Below are 20,067 nucleotides of genomic sequence, written 5' to 3'. Positions count from 1 at the left end.
AATGGAATTGCAGGGGCCGTCTACGCAAATAAGGAGGTTCATTATATGATTTGCCCTCGCTGCCATAGCCAGGTGGCTGAAGGTATTAAATTTTGTGGGACTTGCGGTTCGCCACTCCAGTCCCCAACTCCCCCACCGCCGCCAGCGCGCGCAGCCTACCCTCCCCCTAACCAGGGAGCTTACACCCCTCCCAATCAGGGGGTCTATACTCCGCAAAATCAATATGAGGAGTATAGCAACAGTATGTTCGGCAATTCGGTGCCTAAAGCTGAACTGCACAATCCCAAGGGACCAATCCAGATCGCCGATATGACCATCTCTATCGATGGCGAACTTGTGCCGGTCGTCGATATTATGCTGGGGAATCAGATGCCCATCTATTTTGAGCATCACATTCTCCTCTGGAAACATCCCGGCGTGCAGATCGGTTTTAAGTCTTTGCAGGGAGCGGCAAGACGCTTCTTTGCAGGATTGCAGATCTTTATTACCGAGGCCCATGGACCGGGGAATATCTCCTTCTCGCGCGATTCGGTAGGCCAAATAGTTGCTCTACGCCTGCAGCCAGGCCAGACTGTCGAGGTGCGCGAGCATCAATTCCTTGTGGCCAGCGGCAATGTGGATTATGGGTTTACGTTTGTGCAGAATGCAGCTAATATTCTGTTCAGCCGTACGGGGCTGTTCATCGATCAGTTTACGGCGCGTGGGGGCGAAGGCATTGTGCTGCTCCATGGCTATGGCAACGTATTTGAGAAAATGCTCGCACCCGGCGAGGCGCTGGACGTAGAGCCGGGTGCCTGGCTCTGGAAAGATCCCTCGGTGCAGATGACAGTTACTACCGTGGCTGGCTCACAACGCGGAGGCGGCATTCTAGGCGCTATCGGCGGGCTGGTCGCGGGTGCTTCGATAGTGCTCAACCGCTTTGTCGGACCTGGCCGGGTAGGCATTCAGTCGATGACCTATCATCCACCGACGACAGAGGGGGCGCCACAGGCAGGAGGACAGAGCAACCTTAACCTCAACCTTGGCGATCTCTTCTAAATAAATATGGAGTGCGACCCCATCGATGTAACTACATCGATGGGGGGTTGTGCCCCTTATCTTTTTCCTTTTCCTTATTGATACGTAGAATTTTGAGCATGTACTGCTCTGAGTTCAGATAGAAAGGATTGCGCTTAATATATTTGCCAACCACAGAGATAGGATGTAGTTTGAGCATCTCTACCACAAGACTTGGCAACAATTTGCTATGATCATAGTGCATCAAGGCTATGATTGGCGCATTCTGGAAGGTGAAGACCGCATCGGATGCCGCTTCGTACTTAAGAATCTGCTCTGGCGAGGCCACGTCTTTGGTAAGCCAGGTCATGTCCATTGAAATGCGCACTGCCTGCCAGCCTTCACGCAACGCCTGCGCAATAAATGTCTGGTGCTGCGAGAGCAGCGTATAGGGATCGAAGCGTTTCCCTTTAGATAGAAAAGGTTCGCGGTCGTCGTATAAAACGAGCTGACCAGCTTGAATAAGCTCATCGACATCTACCTGTAGCTTTTGCAACTCGTCGCGCAATTCCTTTACCTGAGCCGGAGCAGCGGCAAAAAGGCATTTTTCGGAGACTGAGAGTCCTACCCTCATCAGGCGCGCAGTCACACCAGGAATCTCTGTTACCTTGCTATAAAGCTGGCAGATATGTGAGCCAGGGGGAATACGCTCTGATTTACCTTCAACACTAAGATCCATACCTACCTCCACTGGTGCTGTTGGTCCTTCTAGCATTCTGCTGCTGTTGTCGCAGGCGAGCAGTGCGGTTAATCACGCTGATACAAGCCCAGGCCGTTACACCAAAAATGATAATACCGAAAAGAAGTGCTCCTATGAGCAAGAGCAGAGCCCTGACAAAGGGAGGTTGCGCCATGAAGATCGCAGTGAGCGTACAAAGTATTACCGGGAAGGTAAATACGATGGCCCAGATGGCGATGACGCGCAGGCTCTGCTGCCGGGTGAGTGGCTCTTCTCCACTATAGGGGAAGAGGACTCGCCGAATTAACCCAAATTGTGGCTGAGTCTGCATATAGCTATATCTGCCCTTCCTTACGCTGTTCTTGTAACCAGCGCTGCAGAATCTCCTCTGCCTGGTAAAGAATATTCACTTCATTTTGATAGGTAAGGCGACGGCAAGCTTCAGCCAGCGGGAACCACTCAACCATGTCATATTCATAATCATGTAGAGCAGTATCGCCTCCGATGGCTTCAAGCAAGAAATGGCGCACTTGTTTATGATAGCGTACCTGATCCCGTACAAACGAGTACGAGATGTTGCCAATATAAGCAATCAATCGAACCTGCAAGCCTGTTTCTTCCCGCGCTTCACGTACCGCTACCTGCTCAATTGTTTCACCGGCCTGCGGCGTTCCTTTGGGCAAGACCCAGATACCGGCGTGACTTCGGCCTACCAATACAACTTCTACGCATCCCAGATCTTCGGAACTCGAAGCCTCCAGTTCTAAGCCATGTTGGCTATCTGCGAAGTCTTTCTCAGGGGAGCGCATGGGAGTAAGGCGAAAAACGACGCCACCCGCCGAATAAGCCCGCATTGTTCGATATCGCTCCATTTCTCGCGATGTACCCTCTCTATTACCACCGAAAGTGCGGCGCGAGTGTCCTTGCTTCACTCCACAAACGTAGAGGATATATGCACTTCAGGGCGCCCATCTCTATCTTCTCGACCAATAGCACTATATGGGCGCTATGCGCTGTCTTCTCTTCTACATGCTAGAATATACTATACAACATTTCGCCATTATGATGCTTGAACATTAGCCATCTCTGGCAAGCAGCCAATAGTATGCGATTATCTTAAGAGAGCAGGGCAGCGCCCTGCTCCTGTGGAGAAGAATTATGTGCGAGTATAGCTAATGCATCAGCCAGTGTCAAGTTAAGGCGCGGCGGATGGCCTCTAAGTTTCTGGCCGGTGTCTCTGGCGGCACGGCACAACCGGGGGCTAAGAGCAGATGGCGACCGCCGGTTTGCTCGATGGCCCTGGCAACTTCTTCCTTGACTTGCTCAGGCTCTCCACTCTTCAGGGTTGTTTGCTCGCTTATTCCTCCCATGACGGCTTTCCCTGAGCTCAGGAGGCCCTCACGCAAGCTGGGATTGCCTTCCTGGTCTGTGGCCCAGTTGATGGCCTGCACAGGGTAGGAAGAGAGGAGGTCAAAGTAGACATGGTTCCCGCACAGATGCAATACTGTAATCTTGCTGCGGCTCTTGATGGCGTCAAAAAATTCTAGATCGTACTGCTCGCCAAATTCCTGATATTGGTCGGGGGTCAGCAGATCCCGGCTGGCCCATTTATTGGTGGCATAGAAGATCCCACTGGCACCGTATTCCAGGCAGGCGATGGCATAGGTAATCATGGTATCGGTAATTGTGCGCAAGGCCGCATGCATGGCCCGACGCTCCTCGCGCAGTGTATGGAGCACTGGCTCGCTCTTGTTCCCTACGAGATATCTGGCCACGCCCAACGGACAAAAAATGGTTTGCATAAAGTAGGCATCGTAGCCAATCTCGTGGTTGAGGAGCTGCAGGGCGTGCAGCTGTTCGCCAAACGTGCCCTTATCTGGCTCCAGGGGACGCAGGCGCTTCCAATCGGTCGAGCCCTTAATGGGGCCATCGACAAAAATTGGAGCTTTGTACTTCTCGCCTGATGGACGATACTTTGCCCCCCATCCTTCGACATGATAACAGGCACGAGGATTAACTTTCATGTAATCCCAATCATAACGTGTGAAGTTCTCGACCATGGCTTCGGTTAGCCCCTGAGCACTCCATTCCCGTTCAAAATCGTGTCCCCACATGCTGGCCGGAACACGGTCTACCGGTTCACCACGTAATGCAGCATCAACACGTTCCTTTTTATTCATCGATATCCTTTCTTGCGACTCCACACAGCAGGGTAGGCGAGACCGGCAGGTAGCAGCGGAAATGCTCACCCTGTGTGCATCTTCCCCACATGGGAAATTGCCATCCCACGCAGCATGTTTTATGCGTCCTTACATATCTAATTCCTTGAAACGATATCCTACTCCCCGCTCCGTCAGGATATACTGTGGATGAGCCGGGTCTTTCTCAAGTTTCTGGCGTAAATAAGTAATATACAGGCGTAGATAGTGAGCTTCGTCGCGGTACTCGCTGCCCCAGACTTTAGAGAGTAAGGTCTCGTGTGTCAGCAGGCGTCCCGCGTTATTGACGAGATGATAGAGTAAACGATATTCTGTGGGCCGCAAAACTACTTTTTTCCCGCGCACAATAACCTCGCGGCGCGAGAAATCAATCTTCAAGTCGGGGTCAACCACGATCTCGGTCTTGCGCGCTGGCGGAGCCATTAAGGAGCGGCGCAAGAGAGCCCGGATACGCGAAAGCAGCTCTCGCGGGCTAAATGGCTTGGCGATATAATCATCGGCTCCCAGGTCCAGGCCATGGATTTTGTCTTGCTCGCTTTGCCGTACCGTGAGCATAACCACAGGAACCGTCGAGACCTCGCGTATAGCGCGTAATGTTTCGAAGCCATCCATCTCGGGCATCATTACGTCTAATACAATGAGGTCAGGAAGATTGTCGCGTAGCTGCTCCAGGGCCTCTACGCCATTACTCGCTTCTATCACTCGATAGTGTTCAAGCTCCAGGTTCATGCGTAATAGATCGCGGATGCGTGGCTCGTCATCCACGATTAAGATAGTCATGTCACGCTGATCAAATGCTTCCTTTTCCATCTTTAAAACACCACCATTGGTAACTGCGCTCTCTCTTCACGCGGTAAACTAAAGGAAAATGTTGAGCCCTGGCGCAAGGTGCTCTCTACCCAGATGTGCCCGCCGTGTGCCTCAACAATGGCACGGCAGATATATAAGCCCAGGCCAGCTCCGGGTGTCGCCTGGGACATGGGATCGCCGACGCGATGAAAACGCTCAAAGATTTGCTCCTGATCACGCAACGAGATGCCCATTCCGCTATCGCTTACACTGACAATTACTTCTTCTCCAGTTGCGTGCGCGGAGATACTCACTGCCTGTTGCCGTGGAGAATACTTGACGGCATTATCCAGCAGGTTCAATAAGACTTCCTCAATACGCTCTCTATCCGCGACGACGGTTGGCAGATTTGATGGTATTGAGGCCGTAATATTCACATCTTGACGGCGGGCCTGGATGCGCCGCACGACTTTGTGGATCAGCGACGCGAGATCAAGCGATGAGATATCCATCTGCAGGCCGTTAGCCTGGATACGCGAGGCATAGAGCAGGTTTTCTACCAGCTTGTTAAGACGATCCGCCTCTTCTTCTATGGCGACCAGACGTGAATGCTGGGTTGCTCTATCGAAATGAGCATCGCTGCGAGCAAGCGTTGAGGCATAACCTTTGATGATGGCAATTGGTGTCTGTAATTCATGTGAGATAACCGAGATAAACGTTGAACGTCTTTCCTCTTCTTCGCGCTCGCGCGTAATGTCACGTACGTTGAGAATGCCGTTGATCGGCTCCCCTTTGCTTGAACGCACGCATGAGGCCGTAATCGCAACTGCAAAATGTTCGCCATCTCGTGTTGTAATGATCATTTCACGATTTACCACGCTCTGGCCGGCAAATACCTGGAGAATTGGCGAATCTTCAAGGCCCAGATCGTTGCCCTGGCGATCCTTTGGACGCAGAATATTAAAGTAAAACTGGCCAAGCACTTCGCTTTCGCGCCAGCCTGTTAAGTGTTCCATAGCCGGATTAAAATCGATAATCCGTAGGGCATTGTCTACTGTGAGTATACCCTCGGCACTGTTGTGGAAAATAGCGGCGAATCTTCCTTGCTCTTTGATCAACGATTGTGATTTTAAGGCAAAACGTAGGCCGGCTGCTACCTGGGCTATGAAGAGTGGGAGCAATTCGCGATCCCCTTCAGCCTCTTCGCTGCCTGCGTTTTGTTCAAAATAGGATCGGGTATGGGCGATCCTGAGAAAATGAAGCGTGCCTAACGATCCGCTGAGATCGAAGAGAGCCAGTGAACAGAGCTCGATACCTCGATGCGTGGCGATATATTCATCAAGGCCAAGTTGTACAGCTAGAGCAGACGAGAGCGGCGTGATCACAAAGGGACGGTGTGAATTGGGCTGCGCCTGTTCCTGAATATGTTCGCTAAGGATTGGCAGAACAGGCTCTTTTAACCTGTAGAGTATATACTCCTCGCTGCTTTGTGGGTCGAATGCTTCATTAGCGACCACAAAGACGCCGGCTTCACCACATAATAACCGGATAGCGCTACCCACAAGGATGATTTGTTGGTTGTTTAAATCCTCGGGTTGCATTTGTGACCACGACATAATAGCTCCGCTACGGCTCCAGCATATTCACAAAATGCAGGAATGTTAGCATCCTGCATTACCCTTCCGATGCGCAAGTTTCTCTCTGGCGATATCCTCAAAGCGAGTCGGGAATAAGCAGGGTTTTCCTTCGGGGACTCAGCCGCCGCGCCAGCAGAAACAGATTACAGCGAATGGTCGAGAAGGTCAAGCGATTTGTGCCAGGTATTTGTTCTGTCCACAGGATTGCGTGCAGGAACTTTAGCTTCTGGCAAGAGCTAGCTTTTCTTGTTCCCTCGCCGCTTATAGCAAAAAAACTCGCACATGGCGTTTACCAGTTCTGGGAGATGAGAACTCTACAGCACGATGTCAAAAAAAGGCTTGCCACTCAGCGGCAACGGTGTTATTGTAACACATATGACCCGAGGTGAGTAGATTCATGCATATCGACATCTTCACACTTTTCCCTGGCATGTTCCAGGGACCTTTTACAGAAAGTATACTTAAGCGCGCTCAGGAGCGTGAACTCCTCAGCATTGCGCTGCACGATATTCGCGCGGCAACTACCGATAAGCATCATATTGTTGATGATTATCCTTATGGTGGCGGCCTGGGTATGGTAATGAAGCCCGATCCGATCTTCAAGGCCGTGGAGGCCGTGCATCAAAGCGGCCCCGTGATTCTTTTGACGCCCCAGGGACGTCTCTTTACGCAACAGATCGCGCAGGAACTGGCCCAGGAGCCGCGCCTTACCTTTATCTGTGGCCACTATGAAGGCGTCGATGAGCGCGTCTGCCGTTACCTGGTTACCGATGAGCTTTCGATTGGCGATTATGTGCTCACGGGCGGCGAGCTGGCGGCTATGGTTGTAGTTGATGCGGTAAGCCGCCTGATCCCCGGCGTGCTTACAGAAGGCTCGACGACCGAAGAATCCCATAGCAGCAACATGCTGGAATATCCTCATTATACACGCCCGCCCGAATTCCGTGGCTGGCGTATCCCCGGTGTGCTGCTCTCAGGCCATCACGCACAGATTGCGCGCTGGCGCCGTAAGGAAGCTCTGCGCAAGACGCGCCAGAGGCGGCCGGATCTCTTTGCTAAGCTCGATCTGAGCAGTAAAGAGGACCAGAAGTTGCTCAAAGAGCTTGATCAGGAAGAATAAGCGCCAGGCCTAAAAAATGTGGGTTCTCCGTCCTTCAAGGGGATAGATGAGCTTTTGTTTCATCCATCCCGTTCCATCCCGATTCGCAACGGTTTCCCCCAGGATAATTCCCAAATGTACCCGTAAGGTGGCCATTGCCGCAATGTTCTCTACCGCTTTCCCGTTACCTACAAAGAAATAGATACAGACAAGGCGGAGAGCCTTCCGGTTTGTGCCTGTCCGGCACAACAGTTTAAGAGATGGAGAGGAACATGAACAGCAGTCAAAAGAAGCTTGATGAAGATTTGGCGCAAATTCACATGAAATTAGGAGAAGCGGGACTTGCGACCTTTGAGCAGCTGTTGCTCGCGACACGGCAGCCAGCGCTCAGGCTCAAGATGACACCTCAAGACGTCGTTCCCATCGGCCAGAGTAAATTCGGCGGGCAGCCTGACCTGCCGCCCGCAATGGCCTACCCCACGATTGGCTCAACTGGTTCCATCGACACTGGCGCACCAGCGGAAACGCCGTTGAGCTTCCTTGTGCAGATCAACCTCGCCGAAATCGCCTGTTTCGATTTTGCTCGCGAACTGTTGCCCGAGACAGGCATGCTTTATTTTTTCGCGTGGAACGAGAGTGACGATCCAGTTCCAGATATCGCTCTTCCTCAATTAAACGAGAGATACGGGGCCTGTGTGTTGTATTGGGATGGTGATCTCACCACACTTCGCCCAGATATGCCCTCCAACGGCGTGTATCCCTTTCCGCAGTCATCTCTTACATTTGAGCCAAACTGGACGTTTCCACAAGAGTGGACAGCAGATGACGGAGATAGCGAGAAGGAGCAGGCATTCTTTACATTCTCTGAGGAGATCATTGTTGATGGGATCTTTTGCGACGATGATCGCCAATTGTGTGATTACCCGCAACGAATGTTGGGCTATGCAAGCTTTCAACAAGGCCCACCAATGGATAAGGCGGACATGCAGGATTTCGTCCTGCTCCTGCAACTGGAGTACACGGTGCCTGGCATGAAAGATTTCATGTGGTTGGGAGATGCTGGAACGCTCTACTATCTGATCCGGCGCAAGGATTTGCAAGAACGTCGGTTTGACCTTGCGCGCACGGAAGGCCAGTGCGGATAAACATTCCATATGGCTCTCCTTGTCTGAGTGAACTGATGCGAATGCCTGATCTCAACAACCTTTCCCTCGTCTTGACCAACAAATGCAGAAAGTGCATCGAAAGAGAAAAAAAAGAGCGGTTCTCCGCCCTTCAAGAGGATGGATGAGCTTTTTCTCGTCCTCTCCTCCCCGTTCCATCAAGATGCATAAACGCATGGTGCGAAAATTGCGCTAGACATACGCTTGTCGCATCATCGTTTTGGTTCGATTCTTTTTCCCTTCGACAGACCCATTGGAGATACGAGGAGGCAGAAAGCGAAAAAAGGCAAGAATCTCCGGCTTCCAGTTGACGAATGCCGAAAGCGCCTTGCGTCATTTCTTTTCCTCACTCTTTTCTCCTATGACAAACTCATCCATCCCCCTGGAGGATGAGGAACCAAAATGTGAACTGCTCCATCTTCTCCTGCAAAGACAGATGGCATATTACCTGTTATAAATGGTCTCTCTCTCAAGATCTGAGTCTTCTCAAGGCGCATCTCGCATATTGAGAAGAAGATTCGGAGTTCACTTTGTCTACTGTATGTAGCTTGCTAAAAAGCCGTTGAATGAAAGGAAGCTTCAACACATGCAATCGGATCAAACTTCCCTCGGCGTACCTACAGAGATTGAACAGATGGCCAGGAAACATACTATGGGGAGCGTCCGCAACATATTCGGCTCCAATACTTATCTTGCCCATGCCCGCAGAAGAGGGGGATTTGTAATGTTGGGGACGGCCCTGGTCTTTTGCCTGATAGGGATAGCCTGTATGGCAGGTGGCGCTGCTGGTTGGGTCTTCATCATTATAGCCCTCATTCCTCTGGGTCTTAGCCCTCTTTTCTTTTCCTGGGCATCTCGTCTTGAGAAAAGTGCAATCCGCCTCTATCTCTATAAAGATGGCTTTATCTATTATGGGCGCGATCACACAGCACAGCCTTTTCGCTGGGATCAAATCACGGCAGTGTGGCGCCATGTAATTCGTCTTTATCGCAATGGCAGCTATATCAGGACGATGTATCTATTTATTATTCAGCGTAAGGATGGGCTTAAAATAGAGCTTAATGATGATCTAGGGGCCATAGAAATTGTTGGCGACACGATCAGCGAGCAGACAACACGAATACTGTTGCCTCCTGCTATGGAGCAGGTTATGAAAGGCCAGACTATTAGCTTTGGTCCACTCTCATTGAAGCGACAAGAGTTGAGTAAGGGAGGGCAGGTGCTGCCCTGCCAGCAGATCGAGGCCGTAGATCTGCACGAAGGATTTGTAAGGGTCAAGAGATGGGGAAAATGGTCGAATCTGGAGGAAATGAGAAAGGTACCCAACGTCATGGTTTTTCTCAACCTGGCAGAAACTTTTCTCAAGCAGGAAAAAGATAGGGGCACGAGCATATCCTGACTCCAGGAAGGAAGTGGTAGCGGGCATTTTATCTGTTAGCACAGGTGAGATAGTGTATTGGCCTGAAATGGATGAGGGCCGATACACTATTTTATAAAAGCTGCTGGCTGACAGTAACAATTTATAAAGCGCTAGGAAATATCCTCGTGAGGAGGATTCTGCGCGGGCTTTTGACGCTTTATAGCCTCGGCCTGCTGGCGTAAAAACTCATTGCGCTGCTGGTCGGCCATAATATCAACTGCCTCGTCAGCCAGCGTGTGGAGCTCGCCATCATCAAAGCCATCGTCAGAGCTTCCATCGAGTACTTCGCGGGAGCGTCCACCGCCCTCGGCACTTCCAATGATGCCATGCTCCTCCAGCAAATCTATGAGACGGGCCGCACGTGAGTAGCCAATGCGCAAACGGCGCTGCAGGAGCGAGATCGAGGCCCGACCATATTCGCGTACCACCTCCTCGGCCTTATCCAGCAGCTCATCGTCTAGCTCAAACTCTTCAGCTGGCTGCTCCGAGATCTCCCAGCCAGGTTCGACCTGGGGTTTATTCTCGGCCTCAGCCGGATTGGCGATCTCGCCAATAGCTATGGCGCGCTCAATAATCTGTTGACGCCAGTAGTGCACCAGGGCCTCGGCTTCCTCATCGGCCAGAAATGCGCCCTGAATGCGTTCTGGACGGCCTGCATCGGCGGGAAGGTAGAGCATATCGCCGCGCCCGAGAAGGCGCTCAGCGCCTCCCATATCGATGATTGTACGCGAATCGACGGCCGAGCTGACCATAAAGGAGATGCGCGTAGGAATATTGGCCTTGATCAGGCCGGTGATGACATCGACCGAAGGGCGCTGCGTGGCGATAACCAGGTGGATGCCTGTCGCGCGCGCAAGCTGGGCCAGGCGACAGATCATGCCTTCTACTTCTTCGGGTGCTGCCATCATTAGATCTGCCAGCTCGTCAATAATGATGACGATGGCGGGCAGATTATTGAGCGAGGTATCGCCTTTGGCCAGCTTTTCCAGGCGCATCTTGCGATACCCATCGAGGTTGCGTACGCCCAGCTGCGAGAAGAGACGATAGCGCTGTTCCATCTCAGTGATGCCTCTTTTGAGCAGGGGCACTACTTTGTCCACCTCGGTTACTACTGGCGAGAGCAGGTGTGGGATGCCGTTGTACATGCTCAGTTCGACCATCTTGGGATCGACCATGAGCAGGCGCACGTCATCGGGGGTGGCCTGGGTTAAAATGCTGGCAATAATCGTATTGATGGCCACGCTCTTGCCGGCTCCGGTCGCGCCGGCAATGAGCAGGTGAGGCATGCGGGCCAGGTCGCCTACGCGCGGCTTGCCAGCGACGTCGCGGCCAAGGGCGATAGCCAGCTTCGATTTGGCCTTCATGCCCTGGTATTCTTTGCTCTCAAGTACCTCGCGCAGCGTTACCAGGCGGCTATTCTTGTTGGGAATCTCCACGCCAACATATGGGCGGCCGGGGACTGGCGCTTCCATACGAATCGCCTTGGCTTCCAGAACGAGGGCCAGGTCGTTTTGCAGGGCCATGATCCGGCTCACGCGCGTGCGCGTCTCATAGACAATGTTGCCGGTGCTATCCCGCACGGGCATCATCTTGTGAGTCTTCTCGTCCATTTTCATCTCAGGCTTGCCGGTAGGACGAATGCCAAAGCGAATCACTGTCGGGCCAATGCTGATATCTTCGGGCCTGACCTCGGCATCGACGCGGAAGCTGCGCAGCGTATCCTGGATGGTTTTAGCCAGGCTCGTAGTGTCGTCGCCAAGCAATTGCAACTTGACTTCATCAGGATTATTGAGGAGCGCGGTATCTGGCAATTTCCAGCTTGAGACAATCACCTGAGCTGGCTGGCTGGCCGCTCGCGCCTTGGGCTGACCGGGCAAGCGTGGATTTGGCGCCAGAGATTCCATCTCGCTGACTTTTTTGGGCGCCTTGCGTGGAAACTTAAGCGCGACTTGCTCATCAAAGGGCAGCTCGTGCTGGCTTGCGCCCTGCACTGCCTGGGCATGTTCCTCGGGGTCAAGCTGCTTGGGGACGCGGCGACCGCGCGGCACAAGACCGACTTCTTGCTTGTGTACATTAATATCGTTAAGCGGATCTTCAGCCTCCTCATCCTCGTACTCGCCGCCGAGATCGTCTTCGAGGGGCACAGTCTCCTGTTCATTGAGCGGAATGTCGTCATCTTGCTGAACCTGCCGTTTCTTGGGGGCGGGCTTAGCCTGAGCGCTGGCCTCTTTCCCACCACCCATATAGTGGCTATACTTCGGGCGTAGCCCAAGAAATGGGGAAGCTTGCCTGCGCTTGCTCTCCTCAGCTGAAGGCCCATTCTCGGCAAAGAGTTGGCGCACATAGTCGGCCACCAGCAGTACGTGACCGAAGGTAATGCGGAATGTTAGAATGATAGCCAGAGCCAGTAGTCCCAAGACAAGGACATGCCCTATGGCGGGCGGCCAGCCCAGCAGAAGAATAACGAGCACCTCGGCCAGGGCCCCTACCTTCATAGATCCCAGGATCAGGCGCGTCTCCATGAGCAACAGGAGCCAGATCACCACAAGTCCAATCACCAGCGGCCAGCGTATAAGGCGCTGATTGCGCAGGCCCTCCAGCAGATGGGCGATAGCAAAGGCGACAAGGCCCAGGGCCAGAGGATAGGCTCCCCAGCCAAAGAACGTAAGGAAAAAGCCATGGATGCCCTGTAAGAGCGGGGCAGAAGCGAAAATAGTCAGCGAGGCCAGTAATACTAGCGAAAGGATCAGTAAAAGAATACTGAAGACCCGCTGCTGATGATGGGGCTCCAGCGAATTCCATTTTTCGTAGGCCCACTGCAGAAACTTTGTGTCACGCGGAGCACTTGAAGAGGAGGCAGGGATAGGCGTAGAGATCGAACGCGTACGGGTAGCGCTCTTCTTATTGCCGCTCTGTCGCCCACGTGTGATTTGCTTTTTGCTTGTCTGTGTACGCGAGCTCTGTTTGGTAGTAGACGATAGATTTGTGTGTTGCTCAACCCGCGCAGCCTGTACACTGGGTGAACCAATACGTCCCGTCGCCTTACTTACGCGCGAAGTGCCTTGCCCGCCCGTTGGGTTGATACGCTTCGCTTCGCTCTCTCGATTACTACCTGCCATGCCAATGCCTTCCTACAAGTACATACCAAACGCCTTCCTAATAAAAAATAAGACACCAAGTATGATAGCGCAGACATCTCCTAGAAGCAATAGGCATAACGAGCAGCATCGGGCCAACACTGTCAACAGCCACAGACAGCGTTCTCAAAGCCGGAGACGACTATACATGTTATAACTAGGCTAGCAAGCTTTAGAGCCTGGCCTGATCTCTATCAGCATTTCTTGATTAATGCCAGATCCATAGTCGAGTATAGTCTGTCATGAAAAAGGCGACTGCAATTGCTAGAATGCAGAAAATAATCAATATTGTAGATGCGATTTTATATATCATACTTTGATTGCAACACTACTTAACCTTTTCGGCCCTTACCGAAAACCGCCACAATACCTGCTGCAAAGGTAGCACAAAATACAGGTGGAGACAAGGTGTCAAAAATGAGGAGGGGTAGAAAGGAAAAGAGCGGGAGAACAGCCTCCCGCTCTTAGTTATCTGGCTAGACTTCCATCACGACTGGTAGCACCATGGGACGACGATGCGTCTTCTCGTAGAGGAATTCGCTGAGCGTGTGCTTGATCTTATCCTTCACAAAGGACCAGTCAGAGCCCTGTCCACTCAGGCCTACGAATGACTCTAGTACGCGTTCGCGCGCGCTCTCCAGCAGCTCCTCAGCATCGCGCATATAGACGAAGCCGCGCGAGATGATGTCGGGACCGGCCAGAGGCTGCCCAGTTTCTTTGTCGATAGTCAATACGGCCATCAGAATACCGTCCTGCGAGAGAACTTTGCGATCGCGCAAGACGATCTGTCCGACATCGCCAACACTTAAACCATCCACAAACACGTTTCCGGTCGCCGTATGTTCTGCCAGCCTGATCTCGTCAGCAGAGACTTCGATCGTATCGCCGTCCTCGGCGATGATGATATGCTCCCCTGGTAAGCCCATAGAGGAAGCGAGCTTGGCATGTAACACGAGCTGGCGATACTCGCCATGAACCGGTACAAAGAACCTGGGACGCAAGAGGCTCAACATGAGCTTAAGCTCTTCTTGAGCCGCGTGTCCCGAGACATGGACATTAGACAAGCCTTGATAAAAGACTTCTGCGCCCTGGCGGAACAGGCTATTAATGGTGCGATGAACCATTTTCTCGTTGCCAGGTACCGGTGTCGCCGAGAGGATAACCGTATCTCCGGGCTGGATGCGGACCAGGCGATGATCGCGATTAGCTATGCGCGTCAAGGCTGAGGTCGGTTCACCCTGGCTGCCCGTACAGATGATCACGACTTGCTCAGGCCTGAACTTATTGATGTCCTCGGCCCGAATGAGCATTCCCTGGGGGATATGCAGATAGCCAAGTTCTATCGCCATCTGGACATTATTGATCATGCTGCGCCCTACCAGCGCAATAAAGCGCTCATAGTTTGCGGCCACGTCGGCAACCTGCTGCACGCGCGAGATCAACGAGGCAAAGGTGGCGAGCATAATGCGCCCTGGAGCCTCGGCAAAAATCTTGTCCAATGAGTCATTAATGACGCGCTCAGAAGGTGTATAGCCCGGCGACTCGACGCGCGTGCTATCTCCCATCATTACCAACACGCCTTCATTGCCAATACGTCCCAGGGTAGCGAAGTCTGCAGGCTTGCCATCGATAGGCGTATAATCGAACTTATAATCCCCGGTGTGGACCACCGTGCCAACCGGTGTACGGATCACAATGCCCACAGCATCAGGGATGCTGTGATTAACACGAAAGAATTCAATGCAGTTCTCGCCCAATTCTATCTGGTCGCCTGGCGTAATCACATTAACAGCTACTTTTTCAAGCATCCTATGCTCTTTGAGCTTTACGTTAATCAATCCCTGTGTAAGGCGCGTTGCATAGATAGGAGGAAAATCAAGCATCGGCAATATGTAGGGGAGGCCGCCAACATGGTCTTCGTGACCGTGAGTAATGAGGATACCACGTATACGGTGCTTCTTATCTGCTAGATAGCTCGTATCGGGAATAACCAGATCCACTCCAAACATTTCGTCGTCGGGGAACATGACCCCCGCATCAATGATGATGATGTCGTCGCCGTACTCAACTACCATCATATTCTTTCCGACTTCTCCCAGGCCTCCGAGCGGGATAAGCCGAATTTTCTCTGTCGTCAAGGTATAAAAAACCTCCTAACCACACCTTATGTGTAACAAGATGCAATAAAATTATTTCGCTCATTTTTTTATTTATCTCCACTCTTGTTCCTACCAACAAGAGGAAAAGCCAAAATAAGTCACAATAGTCCATTTAAGAGTGTATCATACTGCGCATGAACGTACAAGTAGTCTCTGGACTCTAGTTTTTAAGTATGAAGAGAATGCTATATGAAGAAAACCTGGCACCCATAGTTAGTTGCAATTGCCGGCAGAACTTTATCATTCCCGCTACATTATTTATAACAATGCCAGGCGCTCTTTTATGCCAACCGCGCAATTTGAGATGCGCAGAAAAGAGAAGTATAGGTAGGAAATGAAAGTAAGTTTCTAGGTGGCAGTTTTATGCTGACGAGGCTGCCTAAATTTGACTTTCAGCACAATTGGCTGCGGATAATTGCCAAACTTCTCGCCAAAAATATTGATACCTCCGCTGTGTATGGCATCGGGCTTGATGCCCAAGCGCACCTCAATAAAGGGCTTTTCTGAGAGCTGCAGGTCCTCTATGCTCACCGAACTGATACCAACGCCATCGATATAGCTACCATCTTCTGTCACCGACCAGATTTTGAGCAAGCCGTACTGGCTGTCCTTGGTTTCCCACCAATCGGGTGTGAGCAGGCCGCGCTCTCCCCCAAAGTCGGCGGGGCTGGTCCAGGAGCCGATTTCCTTCTGATTTATCCATAAGGTGATATCGGAGGGCCAGTTGAGATGATGCAAGGGAGCTTCAGAACAGATCTCAGCGCTCAGATCAAGGCGTACGGCATGCGCGCCCGAGGGCAAATGGTTGGGAAAGCGGTAAGTGACATGGCCGGCGCTGAACCAGACGAGCTGGGCCTGCACATGCTCGGGCTCATAAAAGCTGGCCGGAGTGTCGAGAAGACCAACCAACCCTGTCGCGCTGGCCAGGCCGCAGGTAGGACGCACGTCGAAGTCATAGAACTGGCCGACAGGCATACTTATTGTAAATGCATCGTGCGTATTTGCGTTGATACGCTCAAGGCGAATATGCACATCATCATACGTACGCGCGCAAAGCTTCTGGAGACCGTGAGTTGCCGGGATGATCTCCGTGCGGATCAGATCAGCTTTTTCAAGGATCTGGATATGGGTGGTTGCCGATGAAGGTGCTATCTGCAGAGCGGCGGCGATATCATTTACATTGACTGTGCGATTGCCAAGATAAGCAAGGATCGCCAGGCGCGTCTCAGAATTGAGGGCCTTTAGCAATCTCAGGGCTGTCTCGCTATGATTGGTAAGATCTAAAAATAACACTTTCCCTGGCATACACGTTATTTCTGCTGGACATATACAGCGCGCAGACTCATGAGCTCCCGTTCATTTCGTATTTTGCCTAATTAATACAAGATAGTATAAAGTATAAGCCCGCAAAATGTCAATATTCTCATCCCACCCATTTTCTATAACTTCCCATGCTTTCTTCCTGCGCTCGCTTAGTAGGGCTTTGCCTGCTATGGTCTAGAATTAAAGGTTTTTCTTTTGGCACCAATTTGAGCTCAATATGCTTTCTTGAGGATGAAATAACAATTAGATGGCTCAATACTTGACAAACAAAGTGCTGTAATCTACAATTTACTTATTCGATTAGGACATTTATGAATTGAAGCTCTTCTTTCACTCCTATTGTGGCTAAAAAGCTCTTGAAGGAACCTCTACTTACGATATTGGCAGATTTGTTTCGTGTTTAGCTGAAATATAGGCTTATTTCGCACCCGGCCTGTCAGGCTATAAATGCTGATAACGCGCGGATATGATCTAGTAGATATTACAGGAAACTGGAGAACTGGTAGAAAGGAGGTAGCGCTTACCTCGACAACGCAGAATTATTTTCCTCATGGCTTAAGGATAGATGGTGCGTTTTACGCATTTGCTCAAAGCTGGCATGGTTTGCAACGTTCATCTACTCAAGGAAGGGTTATTTGCTATGAAGCGTAACAAACTTGCTCAAGCCTCCCTCTCTGCATTGATGGGGATAGTTATTTGCGGTGTACTGCTTGCAGGCTGTGGCGGTGGTAGCGGCAGCACCGGTAGTAATGTCAGCGGTTGCACAACATTACCAAAGTTGGCAAAGAAGGCCCACTATAAGGTTGGTTTCTCGCAAGAGGTTACCGATTCTCCCTGGCGCGTGACCGAGACTAGTAGTATTAAAGATGAGGCCACCAAGCGTGGCGATCAAGTGATTGTGACCGATGCACAAAATTCGGATAGCAAGCAGGTCTCTGATATCCAATCCCTGATCGCTCAGCATCCCGACGTGCTTATCATTGCTCCTCTTACCGAGAAAGGCGAGGTCTCGGCCATCAAACAGGCTAAAGCTGCCTGCATCCCAGTTATTCTTGTTGATCGCGATGCCGATCACTCCATCATTCAGCCCGGCAAAGATTACGTGACTTTTATTGGCTCGGATTTTGTGCAGCAGGGCAAGCGCGCGGCCGACTGGTTGATCCAGGCTACGCATGGTAAGGCCAAGATTATTGAGCTGGAAGGCACTACAGGCTCTACTCCGGCTAACCTGCGTAAGAAGGGCTTTAATGATGAGATTGCTAGCAACTCCGGTATGCAGATCATTGCTTCGCAGGATGCCAATTTCGAGCGGGCCACCGCGCTCAAGACGATGCAGACGTTGCTACAATCCCATCCCGATGTGACTGCCGTCTATGCCCATAACGATGAGATGGCTATGGGCGCGATCCAGGCTTTGAAGGCGGCCGGTAAGCATCCGGGAAAAGATGTGCTTGTGTGCTCCATCGATGGCGAAAATGATGCCCTCAAGGCGATTATGAGTGGTGAGGAAGGCACTTCTGTGCAGTCAAATCCTCGCTTTGGTCCAATTTCCTTTGATACTATCGATAAATATGCGAGCGGCCAGTCTATCGAGCCCTGGATTGTGATTAAGGATAATCAGTACACAAAGGAGAATGCGACCCAGGCTTTCAATCAGGGCTTAGGTTTCTAGCTTACTACAAGGACCCGTTGCTATGACCCTCGTAGTAATCAGCTACGAGGGTCGGCAACCAGTAACTATGCGACAGGCGCGGGATGCTATGCAATCCTGCCCTTATGTTTTTCCCTGAATATATTGATATACGAAGCAAGCAAGTAAAGGGGGTGCTGAGATGGCTCAGGCCAACCCGTTACTCCAGATGGAACACATCTCTAAAACGTTTCCCGGGGTCGTGGCCCTGGTTGATGCCCAGCTTAGTGTCGAGCGGGGCGAGGTGCACGCGCTTGTGGGACAGAACGGGGCGGGAAAATCTACTTTGATCAAAATTCTCACAGGCGCCTATAGCCGCGAAGGTGGTAGTATCCTCTTCGCCGGCCAGGCCGTCAACTTTCAATCGCCGCGCCAGGCTCAAGATAATGGCATCAGTACGATCTATCAAGAAATTAATCTCATACCTTATCGTTCGGTTGCTGAGAACATCTTTATGGGCAAGGAGCCGCGGCGCTGGGGTTTGCTGGATTGGCGCAAGATGCATGCTGAGGCAAGCAACCTGCTAGCTCGTCTCTCCCTATCTATCGATGTGATGCAGCCGCTTATGAGCTATAACATCGCGATTCAGCAGATGGTGGCAATTGCGCGGGCCATCTCCTTCGAGAGCAAGCTGGTAATTATGGATGAACCTACCTCTTCTCTTAACGAGCGCGAGGTCGAGACGCTCTTTGAAATCATTCGCCAATTGAAGGCTGAGGGGGTTGCCGTTGTCTTTGTAGGGCACCGCCTTGATGAGCTCTATGCGATCTGCGACCGCGTAACGATTATGCGCGACGGGCAGACTATCGAGACGCGTGAGCTAGCCGCTCTGCCGAAGGTTGAGCTGGTGGCTAAGATGCTTGGCAAGACGCTTGGCGATGTGCAGAGAACTGGCCAGACAGGCTTTGATGCCAACCTGCACCATAGCGAGCAACAGGTGCTCTTGCAGGCGCGGGATATTCGCCGCGAGCGCGTTTTACAGGGGGCGAGCGTTGAGGTTCATGTCGGCGAGGTTGTGGGTCTGGCTGGTCTGCTCGGCTCCGGCCGCACAGAGCTGGCGCGCGCAATCTTTGGCGCCGATCCCATTGAGGAGGGACAGATCCAGGTTTCCGGCCAGAGCGTCAAGTTTCACTCACCTGCCGATGCGATCCGCGCAGGTCTGGGCTTGTGCGCAGAAGACCGCAAGGCGGATGGCATTATTCCCTATCTCTCGGTGCGTGAGAATCTGACCCTGGCCGCCCTTCCTACCCTTGCGCGTTACGGGATTGTCTCGCATCAGAAGCAGCAGGAGCTCGTTGATACGTTTATTCGGCGGCTGGGGATCAAGACGGCAGGTCCCGAGCAGCCGATCCGCGAGCTCTCGGGTGGCAACCAGCAAAAGGTGCTGCTGGCGCGCTGGCTCTGCCTCAATCCCAGCTTGCTTATTCTAGATGAGCCCACGCGCGGCATCGATGTGGGCGCCAAAGCCGAGATCCAGGCTCTTATCGAGGCTCTGGCGGAGAAAGGTCTTAGCGTGTTGATGATATCGTCAGAACTTGAAGAGCTGATTGAGGGCAGCGATCGCATTGTAGTCTTGCGCGACGGACAGACTGTGGCCTCGCTGCAACATGGCGAGATCAGCCAGGATGCGCTAATGGCGGCCATGGCCCAGGGCAATGAGGCCGCTGAACTGCTAACGCAACAGGAAGAGGTGTAA

The 20,067-nt window shown here is 52.0% G+C and carries 15 protein-coding genes and 1 pseudogene; 6 read left to right on the top strand and 10 right to left on the bottom strand.

The features are described 5' to 3' along the window. Positions 1-45: 45 nt before the first annotated feature. The gene (locus EPA93_RS30355) at positions 46-1,038 is read left to right on the top strand and encodes an AIM24 family protein (protein ID WP_129891120.1); all 993 of its coding nucleotides are present in this window, start codon (positions 46-48) and stop codon (positions 1,036-1,038) included. 31 nt (positions 1,039-1,069) lie between these two features. Here the strand turns inward: EPA93_RS30355 and EPA93_RS30350 are convergent, their stop codons facing one another. The 6 genes from EPA93_RS30350 to EPA93_RS30325 all read right to left on the bottom strand — a co-directional run bounded on the left by EPA93_RS30350 (position 1,070) and on the right by EPA93_RS30325 (position 6,359). Further along, the gene (locus EPA93_RS30350) at positions 1,070-1,735 is read right to left on the bottom strand and encodes an MEDS domain-containing protein (RefSeq protein ID WP_165423496.1); all 666 of its coding nucleotides are present in this window, start codon (positions 1,733-1,735) and stop codon (positions 1,070-1,072) included. After that, positions 1,725-2,066, bottom strand: a complete 342-nt coding sequence (locus EPA93_RS30345; RefSeq protein WP_129891118.1) for a hypothetical protein — start codon at positions 2,064-2,066, stop codon at positions 1,725-1,727. Before EPA93_RS30345 ends, EPA93_RS30350 begins: the two co-directional genes overlap by 11 nt. Positions 2,067-2,070: 4 nt before the next feature. After that, positions 2,071-2,589, bottom strand: a complete 519-nt coding sequence (locus EPA93_RS30340) for an NUDIX hydrolase (RefSeq protein ID WP_165423495.1) — start codon at positions 2,587-2,589, stop codon at positions 2,071-2,073. Positions 2,590-2,925: 336 nt separating this feature from the next. Next, positions 2,926-3,915 (bottom strand): uroporphyrinogen decarboxylase family protein, encoded by a 990-nt coding sequence (locus tag EPA93_RS30335; protein WP_129891116.1) that lies wholly within the window; start codon positions 3,913-3,915, stop codon positions 2,926-2,928. 129 nt (positions 3,916-4,044) lie between these two features. Then, positions 4,045-4,764, bottom strand: a complete 720-nt coding sequence (locus tag EPA93_RS30330; protein ID WP_129891115.1) for a response regulator transcription factor — start codon at positions 4,762-4,764, stop codon at positions 4,045-4,047. Positions 4,765-4,766: 2 nt separating this feature from the next. Further along, entirely contained in the window at positions 4,767-6,359 is a 1,593-nt protein-coding gene (locus tag EPA93_RS30325; protein ID WP_129891114.1) for a sensor histidine kinase, read from the bottom strand. A 418-nt stretch (positions 6,360-6,777) separates the two neighbouring features. Between EPA93_RS30325 and trmD the strand changes: the two genes are divergently transcribed. Continuing rightward, the gene (gene trmD, locus EPA93_RS30320) at positions 6,778-7,500 is read left to right on the top strand and encodes a tRNA (guanosine(37)-N1)-methyltransferase TrmD (protein ID WP_129891113.1); all 723 of its coding nucleotides are present in this window, start codon (positions 6,778-6,780) and stop codon (positions 7,498-7,500) included. Between the two features lie 251 nt (positions 7,501-7,751). Beyond that, entirely contained in the window at positions 7,752-8,624 is an 873-nt protein-coding gene (locus tag EPA93_RS30315; protein WP_165423494.1) for a YwqG family protein, read from the top strand. 210 nt (positions 8,625-8,834) lie between these two features. On the opposite strand, the pseudogene EPA93_RS51080 reads toward EPA93_RS30315, so the two are convergent. Beyond that, positions 8,835-8,960: pseudogene (locus tag EPA93_RS51080) on the bottom strand (transposase); the annotation flags it as partial. A 268-nt stretch (positions 8,961-9,228) separates the two neighbouring features. Between EPA93_RS51080 and EPA93_RS30305 the strand changes: the two are divergent. Then, positions 9,229-10,041 (top strand): DUF6585 family protein, encoded by an 813-nt coding sequence (locus EPA93_RS30305; RefSeq protein ID WP_129891111.1) that lies wholly within the window; start codon positions 9,229-9,231, stop codon positions 10,039-10,041. Positions 10,042-10,172: 131 nt separating this feature from the next. Here EPA93_RS30305 and EPA93_RS30300 read toward each other — a convergent pair whose 3' ends face one another. The 3 genes from EPA93_RS30300 to EPA93_RS30290 all read right to left on the bottom strand — a co-directional run bounded on the left by EPA93_RS30300 (position 10,173) and on the right by EPA93_RS30290 (position 16,663). Further along, entirely contained in the window at positions 10,173-13,181 is a 3,009-nt protein-coding gene (locus EPA93_RS30300; protein WP_165423493.1) for a DNA translocase FtsK, read from the bottom strand. 494 nt (positions 13,182-13,675) lie between these two features. Then, positions 13,676-15,337, bottom strand: a complete 1,662-nt coding sequence (locus EPA93_RS30295; protein WP_129891110.1) for a ribonuclease J — start codon at positions 15,335-15,337, stop codon at positions 13,676-13,678. A gap of 369 nt (positions 15,338-15,706) precedes the next feature. Further along, on the bottom strand, positions 15,707-16,663 hold the full coding sequence (locus tag EPA93_RS30290) for an ArsR/SmtB family transcription factor (RefSeq protein WP_129891109.1): 957 nt from the start codon (positions 16,661-16,663) through the stop codon (positions 15,707-15,709). 658 nt (positions 16,664-17,321) lie between these two features. Here EPA93_RS30290 and EPA93_RS30285 point away from each other — a divergent pair. Both EPA93_RS30285 and EPA93_RS30280 read left to right on the top strand, forming a co-directional pair. Continuing rightward, the gene (locus EPA93_RS30285; RefSeq protein ID WP_129891108.1) at positions 17,322-18,353 is read left to right on the top strand and encodes an ABC transporter substrate-binding protein; all 1,032 of its coding nucleotides are present in this window, start codon (positions 17,322-17,324) and stop codon (positions 18,351-18,353) included. A 160-nt stretch (positions 18,354-18,513) separates the two neighbouring features. Beyond that, positions 18,514-20,067, top strand: coding sequence for a sugar ABC transporter ATP-binding protein (locus EPA93_RS30280; RefSeq protein ID WP_129891107.1), 1,554 nt, complete (start codon positions 18,514-18,516; stop codon positions 20,065-20,067).

Source organism: Ktedonosporobacter rubrisoli, assembly GCF_004208415.1.
In the GTDB taxonomy this organism is placed as follows: domain Bacteria; phylum Chloroflexota; class Ktedonobacteria; order Ktedonobacterales; family Ktedonobacteraceae; genus Ktedonosporobacter; species Ktedonosporobacter rubrisoli.
The sequence above is the reverse complement of the archived record's forward strand: the minus strand, read 5'-3'. Positions and strand labels throughout refer to the sequence as shown.

Excerpts from the sequence above, each read along its gene's own strand:
- EPA93_RS30355 (WP_129891120.1), top strand. The coding sequence starts at position 46 with ATGATTTGCCCTCGCTGCCATAGCCAGGTGGCTGAAGGTATTAAATTT.
- EPA93_RS30350 (WP_165423496.1), bottom strand. The coding sequence starts at position 1,735 with ATGGATCTTAGTGTTGAAGGTAAATCAGAGCGTATTCCCCCTGGCTCA.
- EPA93_RS30345 (WP_129891118.1), bottom strand. The coding sequence starts at position 2,066 with ATGCAGACTCAGCCACAATTTGGGTTAATTCGGCGAGTCCTCTTCCCC.
- EPA93_RS30340 (WP_165423495.1), bottom strand. The coding sequence starts at position 2,589 with ATGCGGGCTTATTCGGCGGGTGGCGTCGTTTTTCGCCTTACTCCCATG.
- EPA93_RS30335 (WP_129891116.1), bottom strand. The coding sequence starts at position 3,915 with ATGAATAAAAAGGAACGTGTTGATGCTGCATTACGTGGTGAACCGGTA.
- EPA93_RS30330 (WP_129891115.1), bottom strand. The coding sequence starts at position 4,764 with ATGGAAAAGGAAGCATTTGATCAGCGTGACATGACTATCTTAATCGTG.
- EPA93_RS30325 (WP_129891114.1), bottom strand. The coding sequence starts at position 6,359 with ATGTCGTGGTCACAAATGCAACCCGAGGATTTAAACAACCAACAAATC.
- trmD (WP_129891113.1), top strand. The coding sequence starts at position 6,778 with ATGCATATCGACATCTTCACACTTTTCCCTGGCATGTTCCAGGGACCT.
- EPA93_RS30315 (WP_165423494.1), top strand. The coding sequence starts at position 7,752 with ATGAACAGCAGTCAAAAGAAGCTTGATGAAGATTTGGCGCAAATTCAC.
- EPA93_RS30305 (WP_129891111.1), top strand. The coding sequence starts at position 9,229 with ATGCAATCGGATCAAACTTCCCTCGGCGTACCTACAGAGATTGAACAG.
- EPA93_RS30300 (WP_165423493.1), bottom strand. The coding sequence starts at position 13,181 with ATGGCAGGTAGTAATCGAGAGAGCGAAGCGAAGCGTATCAACCCAACG.
- EPA93_RS30290 (WP_129891109.1), bottom strand. The coding sequence starts at position 16,663 with ATGCCAGGGAAAGTGTTATTTTTAGATCTTACCAATCATAGCGAGACA.
- EPA93_RS30285 (WP_129891108.1), top strand. The coding sequence starts at position 17,322 with ATGAAGCGTAACAAACTTGCTCAAGCCTCCCTCTCTGCATTGATGGGG.
- EPA93_RS30280 (WP_129891107.1), top strand. The coding sequence starts at position 18,514 with ATGGCTCAGGCCAACCCGTTACTCCAGATGGAACACATCTCTAAAACG.